Source organism: Streptomyces sp. NPDC051286 (genome assembly GCF_044455345.1).
In the GTDB taxonomy this organism is placed as follows: Bacteria; Actinomycetota; Actinomycetes; order Streptomycetales; family Streptomycetaceae; genus Streptomyces.
Window position 1 is genome coordinate 1 of sequence record NZ_JBITER010000041.1, and the last position, 19488, is coordinate 19488.

Here is a 19488-nt window from a genome sequence, read left to right on the forward strand (position 1 = left end):
CCTAGAGAAACGTCTCTCAGGCGCCCTCACCCATGTCCGCGCAGGTCAGACCCCAGATTCGTGACTCTAGGACGCTGAATTACGCGGAACGCAGGCTCTTGTGGCCGTTTGATCCAATTTGGCCGCATGATCAATTGACCAACAGTCATTTGATCATGAAAGTAATTGCGGATTCATCCACATTTGCGATTGAGTGCACCCTACATCCGTTAACGTTGCGTGTGCGGGGGACGCACCATTTATCGCACCGACTCACGTTGAGAACGGGCTAAGAGATACCTGCGGAGGCGCCTTGTCTTTGCGTAGTCGTCGTGAATCTGTCGGCCGCGCACCCCGAAGCCGGGAGCGCTGCGAGGATCTGGTTCGGTCCCTCGACATTCAGGCTCCCTTCGATGTAGAGGCCCTGTGCAGGAGCATCGCCGAACAGCGCGGGCGTCCTCTGCATCTGCACAGCACTCCCGGCGTTACCGGTACAGACATTCCGTGCGGTGCGTGGATCGCCACGGAGAAGGCTGACCACATCTTTCACGAGCAGTCGACCAGCCCACTGCACCGGACGCACATCATCCTGCACGAGTTGGGTCACATGCTTCTGGGACACCAGTCAGCTCTGGACGGCTCCGGAATGGGAATCAGCGCAAGTCTGTTCCCGAGCCTCTCGCCGAACATGGTAACCAGCCTTATGAAACGGGCCAGTTACAACACTGAAGATGAGCGAAGTGCCGAATACCTGGCCGGGCTCATCGCCTCCAAAACAGACCTGACAACGAAGAAAAACCGCGACCGAGAGTCCGTCCTTCAGAGACTCGACGACGCCTTGAGCGATACCTGAGAAATTTCCATGATCTTCCTCGTTCCGGCAGCCCTCCTGTGGGCTGTCGCCCTGTGGCGAGCACCCTCCGCCATGCGCGATAAGCGTAAGCGCCCGCTGTGGAGTGCGTTCGTCGCTCTCGCTGTCGCCATGACGATCAAGCCGGTAGACATAGCCTCCGCACTCGACGGAGCGCTCGGCGTTCATAACATCGCGACTCTCTGCAAGCATCTGGCCGGTGTCCTTGCCGCCCAGTCGGTCCTCACGTTCGTTCACGACATGGCTGACGAACGCGGACCTGAACTGCCCAGCTCCAGACAGCACATCGCCATTCCTGTGACGGCCGCTGTCGGCCTCACCGTGCTGTTCCTCTCAGCTCCGCAACCGCAGGAGGCAGAGGACATTCTGACCGAGTACGCCACGGACTGGCGTATCGCGATCTACGGGGTCATCTGGAGCGCTTTCCTGGCGACAGCTCTGCTCAGTGCCACACGCCTCTGCCGGCAGTGGGGACGCCATCCTGACGCGGGCCTGCTGGGGCGTGGACTACGGCTGACCGGCATCGGCACAACGATCGGCATGGTCTACGCCGCACACCGCGTACTCGCCCTCGCCCTGCGGTTCTTCGGAGTGGACGTACTCTCTCCCGAGGCGGACAGCGCGATCAGCAATGCTCTCCTCTTCGGCGCGTTGCTGTTCATCATCGCCGGAAGCACTTTGCCCGTTGGGCGCCGTCTGGGCGCCTGGTACCCCACGCATCGCGATCTCGTGCTGTTGCGACCTCTCTGGTTCGACCTCACCAGCGTGACGCCCGCAGTTCGCTACGAAGCTCCACGAGGCCGCATCCCCGAAGCTCTCGATGTCCGCCGTAGTCGAGATCGGCTCTATCGCCGGGGAATCGAGATCCGCGATGCGGTACTCGCGCTCGGGTCCCACGCACCTACGAGTCTCCGTGAAGAAGCCCACGCGTACGTCGCACGGCAGGGGCTCGTCGGCGCCCAGGCGGCGGTCGCCGCCGAAGCCTGTTGGGTGCTCACCGCGCGGCTCAGCCACGCCGCCGGTGATCATTCCGCCTCCGGAGGTGTCGTCCCACCCGCCAGCGGCGGCCCAGACCTCTACACCGAAATCCAGGCCCTGAAGCAGCTGTCCGCGGCCTACCAGTCCGACCTCGTGCGTGGCTTCGCCCTATCCAACCGTCAGGACTTTCGATGAGTACTCCCCATCCGCCCGTGCGCCTGGCCCGCGTGATAACCGACGCCCTGGCCCCGGCCTATCTCGTGATGGGCATCCTGCTCGTTGTCGGCTGGCACAGCACCGATGACTGGGCGGGACTCGGCTGGGGCCTCCTGGCCGCACTCTTCTGCGGAGGCATCCCCTTCGCCGTCATCCTGCTCGGCGTCAAGCTCGGTCACTGGACCGACAAGCACGTCAAGGTGCGGAGTCAGCGTGCAATTCCCCTGAGTGCCACCATGGCCTCGGTCCTCCTGGGCATCACCCTGCTCGTGGTGTTCGACGCACCCCGCGAGGTCTTCGCCCTCGTCACGGCCATGCTCGTGGGCCTTGCCGCGACCATGGCGGTCACGGTCTGGTGGAAAGTCTCCGTACACACCGCGGTCGCAGGCGGTGTCGTAGTGATCCTCATCCAGGTCTACGGTCTCGTTCTGTGTCCCTTGGTCCTTGCCGTGGCCGCCATCGGCTGGTCGCGCGTTGCCCTACGCGACCACACGACGGCCCAGACGATCGCGGGCGCCGCCCTGGGGGCGGCAGCGGCGGCAGTCACGTTCGGGCTCCTTCGGTGAGGCCGCCCAGCTCTCGGCCCGCCCTCACAAGTCCTCGGCACGGCTCCGTGAGCAGCTGATTAGCGCGGCACGCTGAGACAGCTACGCGATGGCTCGCGCGAGATCCTCTGGTGTATCGACCGCCATGCCGTTGCCCATGACGGGGAACATCAGGGCTGTGCAGCCGTGTCCGACGAAAGCAGCGTTCCGCTCCCTCGGCACGTTCTGGACGCATCGGCACGCGCCTGGCTGGCGAACGCGATCAAGGCAGTAGCTCCAGAGCATCCCTGGCGGCGGCAACTCCTGATGGTCTGACCACGCAGGCAATGGCAGAAGCAGCCGAGCCACGTGGCCGACCATTCCAGGTAGGAGACCTATACGCGGGAGCTCACTCCGCCTCGGTTCTATGGTCGCACCTGAATCAGCGCGTGAGTTCCGCTCGTACGCCAGGCGGCCCCGGACCGTTCGAGGGCGTCCAGCGTTCCCTCCTCCAGGCCGACGATGACGTCGGACTTCAGGGTCCGGAGTGCCGCGACGGCCCCCGGGAAGTACGCGGCGAGATCGGCGAAGGGTTCCGTGGGGTCCCACAACTGGTCGCCCACCAGGCGACGGTAGTTGAGGTCGCCCTTCAGGATGGTGAGCGTGGCGCCCGCGAACTCGCCGCGAAGGTCCTCGGGCATCTCCTCGTACGGCAGCGGAGCGCAGAAGAACGGGTGGGTGCGGACCTCCAGGCTTCCTGCCGCCATGGCCTTCCACAGTCGGCCGCCGATTCTACTGGCTTCGCCGGGCGCCTCAGTGAGGCGACGGAGGCATTCGACGACGTCAGCTGTCATCGCGTCGGAGACGTAGTAGGGGTAGGGCTTGACGTGAAGCACGACCCGTTCGGCGTGCCGGTGTTCGAGGAGGTGGTCGATGAGGATCAGATCCGGGGTGAGCTCTCGTCCCGCGTTGTCCGCCACCACGGCGACAGTGGACGGTGCTCCGGCGGGCAGGATGTGCCACAGCACGGCGCTGTCGTCGGCGACCAGCGTGGAGACAGCGGCGTCACCGATCGCCGGCTCCCCCGCCGAGACGCGGAAGCCGAGGTCTGCGCGGTTGCCCCAGAGCGAGGCGTGGAGCAGGGCCGTGGCCCGCTCCTCGGCCGGCATGGCCGCGAGCGCGTCGAGGGCCCGCAGTTCCTCTTCCACCGCGTCGCCTCGCAGTTCGGCTTGCTTGAACGGCGAGAACGGATCAACCCCCTGCCAAGGGCCGCTACCGAAGTACCCGACCGCGCCGAGGAGCCTGCGGTAGAAGTAGCTCTCCGCCCACAGGAACGGGGCGTCGTACCACGAGCGCCCGAAGTGCTCCTGCCCCCAGTCCGCCCAGCGCTCGTGGTCGTGTTCCGCGGGGCCGAGCGGCTCGACCACACCGTCGTTGATCTCGCCCAGCAGGGCGTCGAGGGCCTCGTGCTGTCGGCGGCCGTACGGGAAGGCGTCTCGTACCTGCTGGATGAGGGCAGGATGGCGCTTGGCCAGCACACCCCAGGCGAACGAGCCGGGCTCGTTGCTCAGGATGACCGGAGCGCCAACTGGGCCGGTATCGCGGACGGCCTCTTCGTTCGATGTGCGGGAGGTCTTCTCTGTCATGGTGCCCAAGCCCTTCGTGCTTCGCTCACGTGTCCATGATCCCCAGGGCATGCTCGCTGCCAGTCCAGCCCGCCCGTGGCTTCGAGAAGGGAGAGGAAGGCGGCCACGAGGCGGGGCGGGGAGTATCAGGGGTCCCGCCGACATTCGCCCAGCATTGAACGCTAAGGATTGAGAAGCCGTAGTTCAATCAATCATGTGGCCTGGCGGTCGAGCTGACTCTGCTGCGCTATTCCGGCGGTTGGGGTTCAGGCCGTGAGCTTGTAGCTGAGCCGGGTGAGGCGGCTGGTTCGGGGTGGCGGGGGTCGTCGTGTTCGATCCAGTAGGCGTCAAGGCGGACGCCCGGCCTTGCGGGCAGCGGACCTGACGGGCCTTCCAGTCGATATTGATGATCGATGTCATCCTGAAGCCCCGCAAGACCCAATGCCAACAATGGACACGGGCGCCACCCGCGCCCGCGAGGCATCGTCGCCGCTGGGGACCTTGCCGCTGGGCGGAAGGGCGATAGTCGGCCCGCTTCCCCAGGATCCGGCTTGCCGAACCACCTGACCAACTGGACTGGCGCCGGCCCCGGCTGGTCCGCGGTCTGGCGTCGCTGCCCGTCCTGACGTAATCGCTCGGTTCGAGCGGCGCCGACCCACGAAGGTGAGCCGACGCCATATCTCAATCTCAGGCGTCGATTCGGGCGACCTTACGGCCCACCTTGAGGTACAGCTCGACGCCGTCGAGTGACCCGACCTCGCCCACAACCGCGCTGAGCGCCTGCTGGACGGAAGCCTCCGTGAGCTGCGTGGTCTGCTGCTCTCCGTCGGATTCGCGGATGAGGCGCAGGCCCTTCTGCTGGGCCACGCGGCGCACGGCGGAGATGCTGGGAGCGAAGTCCAGCGTGCGGCTGATCAGCGCCCCCAGCGTGTCCTCGGCGTGGTCCTTCAGGGAGACGGCGGGGAGGTTCTGGGTGTCCCCGAAGGAGCGCTTGGAGAAGCGCGCCGTGAACTCAGCGCGGGCGGCGGCAGCGGCGTCCAGGCCGTGGAGAGCGGCCACCACCTCGCCGGCGAGGATCCGCTTGATCGCCATCGGGTGCGCGGTTCCCTCCTCCAGGCGCTTGGAGACCACACGAATCTCGTCGTCCGTCCACTCGGTGAGCAGCTGGAGGTACGGCTCGGTGAGGTGGTCGGGGATGGACATCAGCCGGCCGTAGACGTCATCCGGCGACGCCGTCAGACCCACGTAGTTGCCCTTGCTCTTGCTCATCTTGGTGCCTGTGCCGTCGGTGCCCTCGATGAGCGGGGTGGTGATGACGACCTCGGGGGTCTGGTTCGAGATCTCCATGACCTTGCGGCACATCTGGAGGTTCAACAGCTGGTCCACGCCGCCAAGCTCGACGTCGGCGTCGATGGCCACCGAGTCCCACGCCATGACGACGGAGTAGACGAACTCTGCGACGGACAGTCCGTGGCCCTCGGCGAGTCGGGTGCGGAAGTCCTCACGCTGGAGCGACATGGAGACCGGCACGCGGGCAAGGACCCCGACGAGCTCCGGCAGAGTGACCTTGTTCAGCCACTCGCCGTTGAAACGCAGATCGGCACGTTCGAAGTCGATGAAGGGTGTGACCTGCTGCTGGTAGCCGCTCAGGTTGCGGGTGATGTCCTCGTCGGTGAGGGCGGGCCGGTCCGAGGAGCGGCCAGACGGGTCACCGATCTTGGCAGTGACGTCGCCGATGATGAAAACGACGTGGTGCCCCATCCGCTGGAATCGGCTGGCGATGATGATCGGCACCGCATGGCCGAGGTGGACGTCGGGCGAAGTCGGGTCGATGCCGTACTTGACGACGAACGGCCGTCCCGCCGCCTTCGCGGCCTCGATCTTCTCGGCGAGCACGGCAGCCGAGGGGATCAGGTTGAGCGTGCGCCCCTCGACCAGGGCGGCCTGCTCCTGGGGGGAGAGGTCGGAGAGGTCAAGGGAGCGCCTTGCTGTTGTCTCGCCGAGGAGGTGCGTGACCGTATAGTCCGCGCCCAGGTCCGCTCCATCGAGGATGTGCATGACACGGGTGACGGACTCACTCAAACGGCTCATGGCGCCTATACGCTCCTGCGTTGGACAACTGGCCTGACCAGTATGGGATTGGAAGCGGCGACTTTATCATCGCCGCCCCCGGCACATCGTCGGATTGATCAAGAATGACCCTGTTACCCCTGGGCCGCCGTCAGCCGCACCAGCGGCCGTCCCACGACCGTGCTGGAGAGGGATCGGAGCCACGGTGTTATCGGGTCATGTGCGAGGAGTGTGCCAATGAGCATTCCTGGAATCAGGAACATCGCGGACAGGCGCCTCTCCCGCTGCATGGCGGATTCCACCCTGTGGCCGAAAGCGAGTGTGCGGAAATGCCAGGAGATCTTTCGGAGCCGGCGCGCATTCGCCCACGCGGGAGGACTCCCGTACATCGCACGGAGTCGGTTCGACAGCGCAATGCAGACGTCGGCCCGGTAGTCCTGTGAGACGCCGGGCGTACCCCGGTCGGTCATGCTGCGGGGGTGGACCCGGTAGAAGGTCAGCGGATCGCGAAGGGCGATTCCTCGGCCGGCCTCACGCAAGGCGTGGAAGAAGATCTCGTTGCTCACCGGAAGGAGACTGAGGGCGGCATCGCGGTGGACCACCAGTGTGCTCGTGTTTCCGCCCGGATGCGGCTCCTTCAGCATCGGGTCCCCGTCGGAGTCGACCACGTGCTCCCAGTGCTCGACGAACAGCGTCCCATCCGTCATCACCTCGGCGCATGTACGCAGTTTCGACGGGTGGAACCAGTCGTCGGCGTCGAGCGGAGCCACCCAGTCACCAGTGCTGACGAGAAAGGCGTCGGTCAGGGTCTGCCCGAATCCCTGCTGGTTCCTCCGAATGACCTTGACCTTGCTGTTGCCCTCGTGGCGCAGGCACATGTCTTCGGTTTCGTCGTTGGAACCGTCGTCGATGACGATCACCTCGTGAAGGACGAAGTCTCCAGGTTCCTGTTCCAGACAGCTCGTTATGGCTCGGTCGAGATACCGGCCGTAGTTGTGGCAAAGGATCACGCACGAAATCTGAGGTGGGCCGCTCATCGGGCACCTCCGTACACGCGGGCGTACTGTCGCAGAATCGCTTGGTGTTCCTGAGTCCTGTAGTCGAGGAACTCACGATCCAGACGGCGGGGCCTGGAGTCGAGTCGAGCCGCCGCGTTCTCCAGCGCAGTCAGGAACTTCTCTCCGAAGAGATTGGGGTGACCCTGCGACCAGTCGAACCATTCGGGTTCCTCGACGAGTCCCTTGTGCTGCTCGTACTGCTCGGTCAGGTGCCCCGTGAGGGAGCAGACCGGAAGCAGGTTCAGGTCGAAGGCCAGTTCCAGCTGGCCGGAGTGGCTGCCCCAGAGGTAGGGGAGCAGCAGCGCGTCCGAGGCCAGTCCGGCTTCGATCACTTCCGCGTCTGTGGGGTACGGGCGCATGGTCAGTCGGATCCGGGGATCGCGCCGAGCCGTCTCCAGCAGCAGCGGAGCACGGCCCCCGTCGGCGAAGTCGGCAGGGCTGAACGCGCGCAGAAGGACGTGGAGGGTGCTGTCGGGGTCCGTGATCCCCAGGCTCCAGTTGGTCATGGGGGACAGCTGGTCCCGGCTGGCCCGTGAGGCCCCGAACATGAGGTACCGGGACGAGCCGCGGGGCTCGCGCTCCAGGCCGGCCAGTTCCTCCGGGGCCGCGACGTACCCGTGGGGGATGACGGCCGCGTCGGGACGCTGACCGAGGACCTCGGTCAGCTTGGTGACAGAGCCTTCCGTGAGGCAGACCCAGCCCACCTCGGCCGAGTGGAGCATCCGCAGCCGCGTAGTGAAGTCCTGGGCGCTGCCGACCATGGGCCGCGTGTCGTGGGCGGTGAAGACCACCTTGACTCCGTCGCCCAGGCACGCGTCGAGCAGGCGCTCCAGAGTGGCAGGGTCCTCGAAGTCCATGTGGTGCAGGTGCAGGACATCGAGCCATGTGAGAGGGCCGTGTTCGAGGAGCCAGGTGGCGTCGACCGCCGTCGGCACCATGTCGCCGCTGGGGAGCTCGGTTCCGTTCAGGATATGGAAGTCACGGCTCCGCAGTTTCCACGCGTACGGGGTACGAGCCGGGAGGTGGACGACACGCATGCCCTCGGGCCGGGAGACCGCTGTCACTGCTGTTCCCCCTCCGCCTCTTCCGTGCACACGAGGAGCAGCTGGGTGGACATGCCGTTGGAGGCGTCGTCGCTTCGTGTGAGCCCGGAGTGGCGGATCTTGAATCCCGACGCCTTCATCAGCGCCTGGAATTCGTCGCTCGCCCACTCCCGGACATGGCTGGGGTTGCGGGGCGGTCCGGGAGTGTCGTAACCGCTGCGGCACTCGCGTGCCGGCGTGGACAGTACGGCGGCGGCGCTGCCCTCCAGGAGGAGGCTGCGGATCAGGGACAGGGCCGGACTCGGGTTCACCAGGTGCTCGATCACATCGGAGCAGACGACGATGGACCGGCGTACGAGGGCGGGGGCGATGGGCAGCCGCTCGGTCGACTCGAGGTCGACCTCGATCCACTCGCCGAAGGGGTGGTTGTCGCGGCACCACACGAGGTTGTCCCCGAAGTCCACACCGATGTAGGACCAGGCCGGGTACTCGTAGGCCAGCGAGGCCAGCTTGCCCGCCCGGCCGCAGCCGATGTCGATCACGACGTCGCGGCCGAGTTCCAGGGCGCGGGCGGCGGCGTAGGGGTAGACGTCGGGCTGCCAGGTCACGGTGTCGTCCGTCTCGTCGAGAAAGTACTCCACCCGGTCCCGGCTGCGGTAGCCGCTCCTGATGAAGTAGGTCTCGGCGCCGCCGATGGGTTGGCGGCTGGTCGCGGTGTCTGCGTGCACGAGAGACTCCTTGCTTACTTCGGCCAGTGGGAGAACAGCGAGAGCATCCGCTCGACCAGCTGCTCGCGTACGGCGTGCCATTCGGGACCGCCGTCGCGGCGCGCGGCCGAGGCCCAGTCGTACTCTCGGCCGTCGACCTCGGGCAGGCACGCGTACATCTGAAGGAGTGCCGAGCCGTCGTCCGTGGGCGCGGTGTCGATGTCCGCCTTGAGCAGGGCGCGGATGTCCTCGGTACACATAGAGGCGTCGATCCCTGAGCCGGGAATGCTCTTGCTCATCTTCGGGAGGCCGCCGAGACCCGGGATCATCTTGGTGTAGATGCCGGACAGCCGTTCCGCGGGCAGGCCCCAGCGTTCCGCTCCGCGCCGGGCGAGCGCGACGTACTTGTGCTCGTCAACCCCGAGGGAGACCAGGACGTGACGCCCTTCGCGGAGGAGATGGACGAAGTCCGCGGCCATGAGCAGGGTGGCCTGCTTCATCCCGTAGTTGAGGTGGTCGAAGACACCGTGGTTGCGGTAGAGCCCGGCGAGGTCCTCCTCCGCCCACTGGAAGTCGTCGTCGTCCAGGTGACGTGACAGCAGGAACGCGGTGGCCAGGACATCGGCCTCGCCTTCCTGCCTGCGCAGCACACCCCGTTCGGCGTCGAACCCGAGACGCAGGACGAACTCCTCGTACCCGTCCGCGAGTTTCCGCACCGAGTCCAGGGGCGTACGGCGCGCGTTGTAGGAGTCGAGATCGCCCAGCACGATCTGCACGTCGAGCCCGCACTGCTGCAGCTTGACCGCGCGCAGCAGCTGGAAGAGGGTGCCGGCGTGGGGCGGCCCCCCGAGTCCGACACCGGTGGTGACGATCGTGGGCTGACCGTCCGCGACCGCCTCCGCGAACTGGCGCGCTCCGGTGTGGCACACCCATTTCGTGTGCAGGTCGTCGGGGCTCATCCCCGCGAGACCGAAGTCGATGGCGCCGAGCCCCAGGCGTTCGTAGCTGTGCTGGTCGATGACGCTCTCGTAGTACGCGGTGTCGAACTTCATGCGATTCCTTCCATCTGAGTCTGCTCACGGAGGGCGAAGGCCCGACGGACCAGTGGCTCGAAGCCGTCGGTCAGCAGGTTGCCGAGCTCCGCGTTGCGAGGTGCCGCGACGCTGCCGAGGTCCGCCGTGACCGTTCCGTCGGCGAGGACCCAGACGCGGAACGGGTACGGGTCCTCCGAGGCACGGGTCGGCTGCGCGTAGATCGTCACTCCGTTGACGTCGCCGCGTACGTCATTCACGGCCCTTACGAAGTCGTCCCGCTCGAAGCCGTAGATCTCCGCCTTGCGCGTGTTGGCGCGGCCGATGGGGCGGTACTGGGAGATCAGCCAGTACTCGACGTCCGTTCGCTGAGTCACTCCGGCGATGAGCCGCGCCATGCGCGGCAGGTCCTTCACGGAGCCGGCCGTGGTGAACGTGTTGAACGCGAGCCGCCGCTGGTCGGCGGCGAGGAACGCGACGTTGGACAGGAAGCGTTCGAAGTACCCCTGCCCCCGAAACCAGTCAGCCGTCTCGGAGTCCGGGCCGTCGACCGCCAATGAGTACACGGTCACGTGGTCGCGGACGCCGGCATAGCGTTCGCTCAGCAGCAGCCCGTTGGTGTGGAGGTTCGTCTCGAAGCCGACCTCGGTGGCGTGCTGAAGGGCGACCTCCAGGTGGTTGTCGTACGGCATGACGGGGTCGCCGCCGGTGAAGACGCACCGATGGGTCTCGGACTCCGAACCGACCCGGTCGATGACACGGCGGACCGTGTCCGCGTCGGTCTCGACCCGGTTGCGCGCGCGGTAGCAGAAGCGGCACACGCCCGGCGATGTGCTGGTCGGTGCCAGGTCCCAGGCGTTGCAGTCGGTGTTGAGGACCAGGTGGACGATCGCGAGTTCGTCGTGTGTCAGCATGACGCCGCCTCCTTGGCTCCCGGGCTCACCAGGAAAGCTGCCGGGGTGACGGGCCGCAGGAATGAGCGCAGCTGGTGCGGGGTGCCGCCCGTGAGACGTACGAACTGCTGGAGCGTGTCCAGAGCCGCCCCGGAGTCGATGATGGTGAGTGCCTTGTCGATGCCGGACCGGATGGTGGGGGCCGCCTCGGACATCACCATGAGCAGGGCCGCGTTGAGGGCGACAGCGTTCCGCGCCTGACTGGTGTCCCGGCCGGCGAGCACGCGGACCGCGGCGGCGACGTTCTCCCGAGGGTCCTCGTGCTGGGTGACGGACGTCAGGTCCTGTGGCATCGAGGCCGCGCCCCTGCGTACCGCGTCGTTGAAGGTCAAGTCCTCATCGCCGGCGCTGACGCGGCAGGCCCGCACTGTGCTTCCGGGGATCAGCTCGTCGACCTGGACCGCCTGGCCGACGCTGGAGTTGATGACCGTCACGTCCGGCAGGCCGAGCCGGGCCAGCAGCCGGGCGGAAGCACCGACCGCGGGGTGCGAGAGGCCGTACACGTAGGCGGAGCAGGTGACCGGGGTGAGGAGTGCGGGGAATGCCAGGCTGAGGGCGTGCACGGCCTGGAACCTGCCGCCGTAGCGGCGGTCAAACTCGGGGACACGGTTCTCAATGGAGAAGAACCCGAAGCCGAGCTCAGCCGTGATGTCCACCATCTCCCGGTGCGGCACCGTGTCGCTCGTTGCTCCCACGAGGTCGATGAAGTCGCGCGATCCGGTCTTCGACGACGCGCTGCGCGATCCGAGTTTCGCGACGTGTGCTCCCCCGGTAGCCGCCACCAGCGCGGCGGCGGTACTGAGGTTGATCGTCTTGAAGGTCTTCTTTCCGCTGCCCGTGTAGCCGACGAACCGCATGCCCTCCGGCGGCTGGTGGAAGTCCCAGCCACTTCGGTCGAGGGCCGTCGCGGCCCGGATCGCGGCCTCGACCTCCTCCAGCCGCGGTCCTCGCAGGAGCAGTCCGGTGAGGACGCTCCCGAGCATCACGTCCCGCGTGTGGCCCTCCGGTAACGAGAGGATGCTCGCGATGCCGTCGTGGACGTCCTGGGGTGCGATGTCGGCGGGCGAGTTGATCTTCTGGGCCAGTAATGGCGTTGTCACCGCCATGGTGTTGGCTCCTTTCCTTCAGATGTCGGACGTGAGCAGGACCTTGAACGGGCGATGGCGGGCTCCGCTCTTCAGGGCCGCCAGCCCCTGCGGCAAGTCGCTCAGAGCGAATCGGTCCCTGGTCATCAGGGCGGCCCAGTCGCCGCCCTTCGCGAGGACGTCGACGGCGTCACGGAAGTCGTCATGGCCTTCCGCGCGGCAGTAGGAGAAGGAGCCGCGCAGAGTGATCGAGTGCCGGAAGACGTCCCGCAGGGCGACCGAGAGATGCACGCGGGGCGCGTAGGCGTTCTGGACGAGAACCGTCCCACCGTCGCGAACGGCGCTCAGCGCCTGGCGCATGGGGGAGTCGCTGTCGCCGGACGCGGCATCCACGACGACGTCGCACGGCGGCAGGCCGGCGGAATGGAGATTGATGCGCTGGTCGAGGACGTAGCTCAGCTGATGCGATCGCGAAGGCTCTCTGACCAGCATGTGGACGTCCCACCCCGCCTCCGCCGCACAGATCGCCGTGCACACCCCGATGACGCCGCCTCCGATGACGCCGAGTCGCCCAAGAGGAGTCCGGAGGCCGCAGCGGATCCCATGCAGGGCCACCGCCATCGGATCCGCGAGGACTCCGTGTACGGGATCGTGCAGGTGGGGCAGTGGGACGACGTTGTCGCGGGGCACCCTCACGGCGTCGGCTAGCCCCCCAGGCAGGTCCCATCCGATGCGTCGCAGCTCCGGGCAGAGGTGGATGTGGCCGCGGTCGCAGTAGTGGCAGGAGCGGCAGGGCACCAGCGGATCGACAGCGACCCAGCCACCCGTCTGCGTGTCGGTCCCAACGATCTCGTGCCCGGGATACCAGGGCTCCGGAAGCCGCCCCTGCCACGGGTGGTTGAGCTTCGCGATGTCGCTTCCGCAGACGCCCGTACAGCGAACCTCGACGATCGTCGTGTCGCCCATCGGGAGCATGTCGGTCGGCGCGGGGAGCCGACGGAGGGCACCGCTTTCAATCGCCCAGGCGTACGGGACGTTCATCGTTCCCTCCACGTGCTCAGTAAGGACGGGAGTGCCTCCACCTCGGGTATCGCCCTGCCGGGCCAGGCGGTCTCGCCGAACGCGAGCCCGTGCTGTCCGCCCCGGCGGTCCACGCGAACCGCACGCATCCCGGCGCGCTCGGCGCCGGCGAGCTCGTCACCGCCGCCGTCGCCGCAGTAGAGGGCCTGCTTGGGACCAACGCCGAGGGCTTCGAGTGCCGTACCGAAAAGCTGGGGAGCGGGCTTCACCGCGCCCACCCGGCAGCTGAACACCGCTGTGTCGAAGAGCGGTGCGAGATCGCTGGCGTTCCACGCCTCGGCAATGTCAGGGGACGCGTCGCTGAGGACCGCCAGCCCAACCCCGCGGTGCCGAATCTCCTTCAGGGCCTGCAGGAGAGTGGCATCGGCCTGGAGCCGGTCGCGGGCGAGTTCGGCCAGGAGTTGTTCCAGCTTGTTCACACAGGACGCGGGAGCGTCGCAGCGCGAGACGAGGTGTGACGCGACCTCGGTGGTCGACCTCAGCTGCCCGTCGTGTCTCGCCCGCCAGCTGCCGGACAGCACGGACTCGGTGAGCGCCGGCGACACACGAATGATTCCGGCGAGCCGGCTGGCGGCCGCACTCCGTTCAACCGCGTTCGGCGCCGCGACGAGTGTGCCGAAGAGATCGAGTACCACCACGGTCGGCCTTGGAGCCCGAGGCGCGGAGGTCTGCTGGTGGGAGCCACCGAACAGGACGTCGCTCACGGGGTGTGTGTTGATCGCGGACAGGTTCGTCGGTAAGGCGGTGCTCGTCGGCGGATATCGCATGGCGAGGCTCCATCAGTAGATCGGCGATCTTGTACAGAACCCCGTCGTCGGGCCGACTCGGTATCTACGGCCCGTCGACGGGCTGAACGTCGAGCGAGGAAAGGGCGGGTGCTCTCCCGGAACTGACCTACGGGCGGCGTGCGTTGTGTACAGAACAATCCCATCGGGAAGAACACGCGAGCGGACAGACTGTCCGCGCCTTCTTGGTGCACATGCCTTGACGCACGCGCCAAACCTCGGTAAAGCGCTTGGTGCTGACAAGAGGTCGACAGGAGAGGAGATTTGAGCGATTCATATCGAATCCGACCCACTTGCACGCAGGGGCCGCCTGGTGTCCGAGAGCGCACCGGCCGACGACGTTGCTGTTAACACTCGCCGGGCAGCTCTGCGGGACTGGACATCGTCCGTACGCTGAACGCAGTGCTCCGTCGCGAAGGGATCGATCCACCGATGAGTGAAAACCTGACGCTGGGAGACCGTCTCCGTATAGCCCGCCGGACACGGAAACTGTCTGCCGCTCAACTGGCACAGAAGGTCGCGATATCGCCCAGCTACGTCCAGAAGCTGGAGTCCGGCGCGCGCAAGGCTTCGCCTTCACTGGTCCTGGCGCTGGCCAAGGCGCTCCACTTCGGCCCCGAAGTCCTCACCGGCCAGCCGTACTACGGCGAGCCGGAGGCCGAGGACCGGGTACACGCAGTGATCCCAGACCTCCGCAGGATCATGCTGTGCTACGACACCCCAGACGAACTCGAGATCGCCCCGAGGCCGCTGTCGGTCCTGGCGTCCGAGGTCGACCAAGTGGCCGCTCTTCGACGCGACGCACGCTACGCCCCCATGGGTCCGCTCCTGCCGGCCGTCATCACGGAGCTGACGCATCTCGCCCTCACCAGCCGCAACGGCGACCAGGCCAAGGCGTTCTGGCACCTCGCCCGCGCTTACCGAGCGGCGAACTCCCTGGCCCACAAGATGGGACACCACGACCTGTCCAACACGGCGCTGGAGAGGGTGCGGTGGGCAGCGGACCAGTCCGGGGATCCGCTGATGAAGTTCACAGCCGGATACCTGGTCGCCGGCGCGATGCTTCGCCAGGGGGCCTACTCATCCGCCCGCCGCAAACTCCAGGCGCTGCGCCACGAGCTCGAACGGCTCCAGCCAGAACGCTCCTTCACCGACGACGCACTCGCAGTCGACGGTGCACTGCTCCTGAAGCTGGCCGTGCTGGAGGCGAGGGAGAACAATCCGGACCGAGCAGACGACTACTTGCGCGAGGCCGAGGTCGTGGCCGGGATGGCGGGCAACCGTGACTCCCTCGCCTACGAGATGTCCTTCGGGCCGACGAACATCCGCATCCACGAAGTGCACAACATGATCGACATCGGGGACACGGAGCAGGCTCTCGCCCGCCTCACGGAGTGGTCCGCTGTGGAAGGCGAGGAGTGGGCGCCTCCGGCTTCGACAGTGGGTGAGCGATCGAGCCACCACTTCATCGACGTGGCCTCGGCGAAGTTGGCCGCGTCCGACAGAGCAGGTGCGTTCGGGTACCTGCGTCGTGCGCGTAAGGTCGCCCCCAACCACACGCGATTCCATCCATCGGCCCGCGAGACCGTCGCGGCGCTCCTCCGGATGGACGCCCGCCCTTCCAACGAGATGTCTGCGTTCGGTAGTTGGGCGGGAGTTATCACGACCTGACGGCAAGTCAAGGCGCTTCGCGAAGAAATGCCACGGACAGTCTGTCCGCGCACGGAGCCGACGGAGTGGAAAGGTCTCCTCACAGATGGTTCTGAGGAGGCCTATTCCATGTCCGATGTCACCCCACGCGTTCCCGCACTGCCGCCTCGGTGGATGCCGATAGGCGACGATCCCGAACTGTGCTCGGCCGGCACCTGGTGGGATGCCATACGCGCCGTTGAGGTCACCGGCCGGCGCGCGATCGAATTTCTCCGCGAGGACCGCGCAGCAGTCGGTCCGGTCATCGTTGACCCCGGAGGGCCGGAGCCTCGCGTGTACTTCCTTGTGCCACCTGGCACGGCTGCCGAATGGGAAGAGCCGGGGACAGTTCCTCTCGGACAGAAGTGCCACATCGTCTTACCACCCGCCGGGACCACGGAACCGCCCGGCCTGCACTGGCACGTTCTCCCCGACGGCCCGAGGTCCCTGACACAGCCCGGCCCCCTCCGCAAAGCACTCGGCCGGGCGCGCAGGGAGCGGAGCGGGCTGGCGGAAGCTGCGGATTCCTGATGTCCCTGAGCATCTCCCTCGCCCTACTGTTCGGGATCATCCTGGTCGTACTGATCCGAGGCGGTTCCCTGAAGGCCGGCCCCGCAGTCGTGAGCGTGCTCTTCGGGTTCTTCCTGGCCAGCACATCGATGGCGCCGGACATCAACAGGTTCGTCTCCGGCGTGACGGACATGGTCAGCCAGATCCAGTTCTAGCGGACCGCCCCGGCGCGCCTTCTGCAACGCCGCATCCGCCGTCACTACGAAGCCATCCGCGCCGCCCTGATGACCGGCATGAGCAACGGGCTCGTCGAGTCGACGAACACCAAGACCCGCCTGATCATCCGCCGCGGCTTCGGCTTCCACTCCGCCGAATCGATCATCGCCCTCGTCTTGCTCACCCTCGCCGGAGAACGCCCCACCCTCCCAAGTCGCCAAGTCGCCAAGTCGCCAAGTCGCCAAGTCGCCACAGAGTGACCCACTCATGCGGCAGGAGAGCCTGAAAATACCGACTCACCTGGAGGACAGCGAGTGAAGAACGGCACCATCACCCGGCGGCCACCCGAGCTTCACACCTCTCCATCCCAGGGACTTATCAGGGACTTTCAGCACTGTCCGAGGGACTTCCGGGGGACTTTTCGCTGCCTAACGCGACAAGCCCACGAAAGATCAGAAAGGACCTCCGACGCAGGTCAGAGGCCCTTTCCGAGGCAAAGCCGCAGGTGGCGGCAGACGAGTCGGGCTGTACGCCGGGTTCTGTCGCCCGACCAAGGACAAGGGCACCAGCCAATCTTGGCCGATCAGGTCGCGCGATTCACCGCTTGAGCTTCCAGCCATGCCTCTACCTCCGGCCAGCGGTAGCGCAAATAGCGGCCGACCTTGTGGGCTCGCGGACCCTGGTGTCGGTGATTCCATATGTAGACCGTATTCAGAGGTACGCCCAGGAAGTCGGCCAGCTCCTCCGCACTCATCAAGGGGCAACGGTCCCCCGCGCCACTGGCGGCTTCTTCCGCACGGGCAGTGGTTCGACGCATGGGCACTCCAGAACGGTTCGAAGCGGGCAGGAAAGAACCACGTGAGCGGCATTCCGCCGTGGTGGTGCACGGAACGTTTGCATTAAATTCCGGCCGGACCAAACAGAGGGCCTTTCGACGAAATGCCTACGACTCTTGCGAACTCTCGAAGGACACAGGCGAATCTTCGCTGAGGGTTCGACGAGCCCTCGTCGAACCCTCAGCGAGCATTCGTCTAGGTGAAATCTTCTCTACCACCCTGCACCCTTTGTCGCGAAGACCCCAAGAATGCATTTGACATCTTCAGCTCGCCTGGATCAACATCCAATTCACTCAGGGCGCGATGAACGGGCACACAAATCTCGCCGTCGACGATGACCCTGATTCAAGAGAGTCCACAAATAGACTCAAAGGCCCGTTGGAAATTAGGAGTTGAGTCGATGCCGTACGACCGCTGGCACAAGTCACGCCCGAAAGCCGGGGAGTCGACCTGCAGGGAACACGGTAAGGTTCCGACGAGGGATCACGGGGCCGGGAAGCGGTGGCAGGCCCGCTGGCGTAACCGGGAAGATGTCCAGCAGACGGAGTTGTTCCGCACCGAGGCCGAAGCCCGCAGGCACGAGACCAAAATGCGGTCCGGAGTGGACGACGGGTCATACATCAACCCTCGCGCCGGAGAGGTCAGGGTCGGTGAACTCGCCCTTACGTGGCTCAAGGGGCACGAACACAAGAATCCTCGCACATACCGACGCCACAGGGAGCGGGTTCACCTACACATCGCTCCTACCACAGTTGGGAAGATGCGCGTAAAGGACGTGAACGCGTCGTCTTTGCTGGACTGGTTGCACGACCGTCGTCGGCTGCTCGAAAGTTCCACACTGCGCCTGGTCTTCGACAATCTTCGGGCTGTCTTTGACCTGGCCGTGGACGACAGCCTGATACCCAAAAATCCATGCCTCGCCAAATCGGTGCAGGACGCCAAGCCGAAGCGAGGAGGTGGCGGCCGGGCAGAGCTGACCCTGACATGGGAGGACACCGAGAAGATCCGTGCCGAACTTCCCGACCGCTACAAGGCACTCGTCGACTGCGGTCGCGGCCTGGGCCTTCGTCAAGGAGAAATATTCGGCCTGTCACCAGAGGACATCGACTGGGCACATCCGGACGGCCCGATGGTGCATGTGCAACGGCAAGTAGTCCACGACGGCTCGTTCCTGGCATACGCCCTCCCCAAGGGCGGAGACGACGAGGACCCGAAGGACCGGTGGGTCGAACTGACCGACGACGTGGCCACCCCCCTGCGCGAGCACATGGAAAAGTACCCGCCCGTCGAGGTGACCCGACCGTGGGGCAACAAAGGCGGCGACCCGGTCACGGTGCAGCTGATCTTCTACACTCGGGAGAAGACCGCCATTCAGTCGAATTGGTTCAACTCCTACCGCTGGAAGCCCGCTCTGGCGGCGGCCGGCCTCATCAAGCCCCTTGACCCCAACGCGAAGGGACGGCGCTGGGAGAAGTCCCGCGACAAGATGATGCACGCCCTTCGACACCTGTACGCGTCGATGATGATCAACGGCGGGGTAGACGTGTACACACTCGCGGATCGGCTCGGACACGCCGACCCTGCGTTTACTCTGCGTAAGTACGTGCACCGGATCGTGGGAGCCGGTTCCAAGATCCGCATCGCGGTCCGGAGCGCCTACACGAGGGCCGCGTGACTCCTGCACCGGTCGGCTTGTGCAACGTCCGTGCAAGATGATCTTCGGACGGTTAGTTCGTGCAGGTCAGGCACGTCGTATAGGAGTTCCGGGACATTTGATCGACAAAGGCCGCCGCCCCCTCTCTGACCAGGCAAAACGCTGGCTCGAAAGGGGGCGGCGGCATCTGCGGGACTTCTCTGGGACTTTGCACCCGAGCGGGGGCTGCTGCGCGCTCCGCTGACGTGCCCGCTGATCGCCATAAGGGGGCGACCGGGATCTGTCGGTCGCCCGCCCGCCGACCTGGAGCTGTGGAAGGACTACGCCATCGGTGGCGCCGAAGTGCACATGGTCGACGGCGGGCACTTCCACTTCGACGAGTCGCCGCCCCGGCTCACCGGGATCCTGGCCGCGAAACTGGGGCAACTCCCTTTCTGACAAGCCGGGTTCGGCCAAGACGACGGGTTCCGGACGTCTCCCCTCCAGAATCCTGCGGCCCTCCGCACGCAACCCTTAGGGGTTGACTCCCAGATACCCCTGGCCCCTGCCGGTTCCTGTTGATACTCGGCTTGGCACCC

Annotated in this window: 17 protein-coding genes and 1 pseudogene; 7 read left to right on the forward strand and 11 right to left on the reverse strand. The window is 66.1% G+C overall.

All coding sequences use genetic code 11. The annotated features are described in order from the left end of the window. Positions 1-292 precede the first annotated feature (292 nt). From ACIBB8_RS29575 to ACIBB8_RS29585, 3 genes are read left to right on the forward strand one after another with little or no spacing between them, the layout of a single operon-like run. A complete protein-coding gene (locus tag ACIBB8_RS29575; protein WP_398957251.1) occupies positions 293-832 on the forward strand; it encodes a hypothetical protein in 540 nt (179 codons plus the stop codon). Positions 833-841: 9 nt separating this feature from the next. Further along, positions 842-2023, forward strand: a complete 1182-nt coding sequence (locus tag ACIBB8_RS29580; protein ID WP_398957253.1) for an MAB_1171c family putative transporter — start codon at positions 842-844, stop codon at positions 2021-2023. Further along, entirely contained in the window at positions 2020-2610 is a 591-nt protein-coding gene (locus tag ACIBB8_RS29585) for a hypothetical protein (protein ID WP_398957255.1), read from the forward strand. Before ACIBB8_RS29580 ends, ACIBB8_RS29585 begins: the two co-directional genes overlap by 4 nt. A gap of 383 nt (positions 2611-2993) precedes the next feature. Here ACIBB8_RS29585 and ACIBB8_RS29590 read toward each other — a convergent pair whose 3' ends face one another. From ACIBB8_RS29590 to ACIBB8_RS29635, 10 genes are all read right to left on the reverse strand, one after another. Then, positions 2994-4214: a damage-control phosphatase ARMT1 family protein gene (locus tag ACIBB8_RS29590; protein ID WP_398957257.1), complete on the reverse strand. Its 1221-nt coding sequence runs from the start codon at positions 4212-4214 to the stop codon at positions 2994-2996. Positions 4215-4880: 666 nt separating this feature from the next. After that, complete coding sequence (gene tyrS, locus ACIBB8_RS29595) at positions 4881-6284, reverse strand: tyrosine--tRNA ligase (RefSeq protein ID WP_398957259.1); 1404 nt, start codon at positions 6282-6284, stop codon at positions 4881-4883. A gap of 113 nt (positions 6285-6397) precedes the next feature. Beyond that, entirely contained in the window at positions 6398-7300 is a 903-nt protein-coding gene (locus ACIBB8_RS29600) for a glycosyltransferase family 2 protein (protein WP_398957262.1), read from the reverse strand. Next, the gene (locus ACIBB8_RS29605) at positions 7297-8385 is read right to left on the reverse strand and encodes a hypothetical protein (RefSeq protein ID WP_398957265.1); all 1089 of its coding nucleotides are present in this window, start codon (positions 8383-8385) and stop codon (positions 7297-7299) included. The genes ACIBB8_RS29600 and ACIBB8_RS29605 overlap by 4 nt, the downstream gene beginning before the upstream one ends. Next, positions 8382-9092: a methyltransferase domain-containing protein gene (locus ACIBB8_RS29610; protein ID WP_398957267.1), complete on the reverse strand. Its 711-nt coding sequence runs from the start codon at positions 9090-9092 to the stop codon at positions 8382-8384. The genes ACIBB8_RS29605 and ACIBB8_RS29610 overlap by 4 nt, the downstream gene beginning before the upstream one ends. A gap of 14 nt (positions 9093-9106) precedes the next feature. Further along, positions 9107-10123 carry a hypothetical protein gene (locus ACIBB8_RS29615; protein WP_398957269.1) on the reverse strand — a complete coding sequence of 339 codons (1017 nt, stop codon included), beginning with the start codon at positions 10121-10123 and terminating at the stop codon, positions 9107-9109. After that, positions 10120-11016: a radical SAM protein gene (locus ACIBB8_RS29620; protein ID WP_398957271.1), complete on the reverse strand. Its 897-nt coding sequence runs from the start codon at positions 11014-11016 to the stop codon at positions 10120-10122. The genes ACIBB8_RS29615 and ACIBB8_RS29620 overlap by 4 nt, the downstream gene beginning before the upstream one ends. Further along, complete coding sequence (locus ACIBB8_RS29625) at positions 11010-12161, reverse strand: hypothetical protein (RefSeq protein ID WP_398957273.1); 1152 nt, start codon at positions 12159-12161, stop codon at positions 11010-11012. The genes ACIBB8_RS29620 and ACIBB8_RS29625 overlap by 7 nt, the downstream gene beginning before the upstream one ends. Positions 12162-12179: 18 nt before the next feature. Next, the gene (locus ACIBB8_RS29630) at positions 12180-13181 is read right to left on the reverse strand and encodes an alcohol dehydrogenase catalytic domain-containing protein (RefSeq protein WP_398957275.1); all 1002 of its coding nucleotides are present in this window, start codon (positions 13179-13181) and stop codon (positions 12180-12182) included. Beyond that, complete coding sequence (locus ACIBB8_RS29635; protein WP_398957277.1) at positions 13178-13924, reverse strand: HAD family hydrolase; 747 nt, start codon at positions 13922-13924, stop codon at positions 13178-13180. The genes ACIBB8_RS29630 and ACIBB8_RS29635 overlap by 4 nt, the downstream gene beginning before the upstream one ends. 513 nt (positions 13925-14437) lie before the next feature. Here ACIBB8_RS29635 and ACIBB8_RS29640 point away from each other — a divergent pair. The 3 genes and pseudogenes from ACIBB8_RS29640 to ACIBB8_RS29650 form a co-directional block, all read left to right on the forward strand. Then, on the forward strand, positions 14438-15676 hold the full coding sequence (locus tag ACIBB8_RS29640) for a helix-turn-helix domain-containing protein (protein ID WP_398957279.1): 1239 nt from the start codon (positions 14438-14440) through the stop codon (positions 15674-15676). A 548-nt stretch (positions 15677-16224) separates the two neighbouring features. Next, positions 16225-16419, forward strand: a complete 195-nt coding sequence (locus ACIBB8_RS29645) for a hypothetical protein (protein WP_398957281.1) — start codon at positions 16225-16227, stop codon at positions 16417-16419. 21 nt (positions 16420-16440) lie between these two features. Then, positions 16441-16680: pseudogene (locus ACIBB8_RS29650) on the forward strand (transposase); the annotation flags it as partial. Between the two features lie 323 nt (positions 16681-17003). Here the strand turns inward: ACIBB8_RS29650 and ACIBB8_RS29655 are convergent. After that, a complete protein-coding gene (locus ACIBB8_RS29655; RefSeq protein ID WP_351199759.1) occupies positions 17004-17237 on the reverse strand; it encodes a helix-turn-helix domain-containing protein in 234 nt (77 codons plus the stop codon). Between the two features lie 419 nt (positions 17238-17656). On the opposite strand from ACIBB8_RS29655, the gene ACIBB8_RS29660 reads away from it, so the two are divergent. Then, positions 17657-18931, forward strand: coding sequence for a tyrosine-type recombinase/integrase (locus ACIBB8_RS29660; protein WP_398957286.1), 1275 nt, complete (start codon positions 17657-17659; stop codon positions 18929-18931). The last annotated feature ends 557 nt before the right edge of the window (positions 18932-19488 follow it).